General features: G+C 71.2%; 1 protein-coding gene and 1 pseudogene. Both read right to left on the bottom strand.

What is annotated here, in order from left to right; all coding sequences use genetic code 11:
* Positions 1-181: pseudogene (locus ACRDP3_RS09770) on the bottom strand (ATP-binding protein); the annotation flags it as partial.
* 178 nt (positions 182-359) lie between these two features.
* Positions 360-1,451 (bottom strand): hypothetical protein, encoded by a 1,092-nt coding sequence (locus tag ACRDP3_RS09765; protein ID WP_431516474.1) that lies wholly within the window; start codon positions 1,449-1,451, stop codon positions 360-362.
* Between the last annotated feature and the right edge of the window lie 308 nt (positions 1,452-1,759).

Below are 1,759 nucleotides of genomic sequence, written 5' to 3'. Positions count from 1 at the left end.
TGAGGGTCAGGGTCTCGTTCGTCGTGGAGTCGTACGGGTAGCCCCAGTCGTCCAGCCGACCCGAGACCAGGCGCCGGGCGAGACGCGCACCGCGCGGCGTCGAGGTGAACTGCATGGCGAACTCCCGGGAGGGTGTTGCACGTTGCTCGGCTCGCACGGAGGGGGCGATGGTTCGGTCCATGGGGCAACGGTCGCGGCTCACGTATGCCGTTGACCAGGCGGAACACACTGACGGGCACCGGCTGTACGCGCCGCCGCGCTCCTTGTACACAGCCGGGGCGTGACCGGCTGCGTCGTGAGGACCGAGGAGGCCAATCGGCGTACGGCTGCTTCTGGAGCGCAGTGAACCGCGTGCATGTTCATGCGGCCTGGGAGGCTGGGCGCAGGGCGCGGCGGGCCGCGCGGAACCGTTCGTAGCCGGAGCCTGTGGGCGTCGGGGGCGGTGGCGCAGCAGCGGGGTGCCTGCCGTCCGCGCGGCAGTCGCGGCACAGCATCTCCTCGGAGCCGGGTAGCGGCGTGAAGAGGCGGGGATGGAGGTGTGTACCCGCGCACTCGCGCATACGGGCGACGCGCGGCTCGGGCCGCGGTGCGGTGGGAGCGGGCGGCGGGATGTCGGGCAGTGCGTGCTCCAGGCGCCAGCGGAGGACACCGAGGGGCGAGCGGGCATCGGCGAGACCTTGCGTGAGCGTCCGCCGGATCTGGTCGGGCTGCAGCCCGGTGGCCAGCCAGCGCGCCACAAGAGGCGCCCAACGGCGGGCCGTACGGGCGGGGATGGCCAGACGGTTGTCGGTACGGACGAACGAGCGCAGCAGCGCTTCGGCATCCGCGAGTGTGACCGCCCCGCCGACCGGCTCCGGCCCGGAGGGCCGGGGCTCGTCGGTCACGGGCTCGCGGCGGCCGGTTCCCGGCCTCGAGTCACTGGCGTCCGCGTCCTGCGACTCCGGTTCCGGCACGGGTGGTTGGTTGGTGGTGTTCTCTCCGGTGTTCTTCTGTGGTTGACGGCCGCCGCCCCGGCTACTCGGCTCACCGACCGCCGGGAACCCGGCACCCGGAACAGTGGGCTGCTGATGGCGCGGCGCCGTGGGCTCATCGGTGATCAGCCGGGCGCGCCCGTACGCCTGCCGGTGGCCGTCCCGTACGGCGACAGCGTCTTCAGCGGTCAGCGTCACGTTGGAGATGAGCTGGACAGTCGTGAACCGCCCGCCGTCCACCTGGACGCGCCACTCGTGCAGATAGCCCTCGGCGAGCAACTCCCGCTTGGCCTTCTGGAATGCGGTTTTCCTGATCCGTGCGCGCTGCGCCGTGGCGCTCAGCGGTTCGTTGGCGCCTTCGGGCAGGGAGACCTGCCAGGCCAGCAGATGCACGGCGTGCGAGGAGAGCCGCGGATGGCGAATGACGGCGTTGGGGATCTGCGCGAAGCAACGCGCAGGCGAGATAACATGCCGAAGCATCCCGGGACTCCTCTGAAGTCCTGTGGGGTGTAGGTCCCCGGACGGTGCGCTAACACCGGTCGGGGACCGCCTCGTTCTGGCACGAGGCGACCCGATTGAGGGGCAGCGTACACCCCTCGGTGACGATCGGACGACCATACGTCACACATGGTGATGCTCGGGCCAAGTCACGGGTCGCCGGCTCGGGCGGCACCGATGACGGCACCGACGACGGCAAGGGTCGGTGGTCGAGGCCCGGCCGTTATGGCAGGCGCTCCGCGGTGACGTTGCCGGGGTCGTCCAGCCACGTGTGCTGGCCGCGATCGGAG

The organism is Streptomyces sp. (assembly GCF_050698815.1).
Classification (GTDB): Bacteria; Actinomycetota; Actinomycetes; order Streptomycetales; family Streptomycetaceae; genus Streptomyces.
The sequence above is the reverse complement of the archived record's forward strand: the minus strand, read 5'-3'. Positions and strand labels throughout refer to the sequence as shown.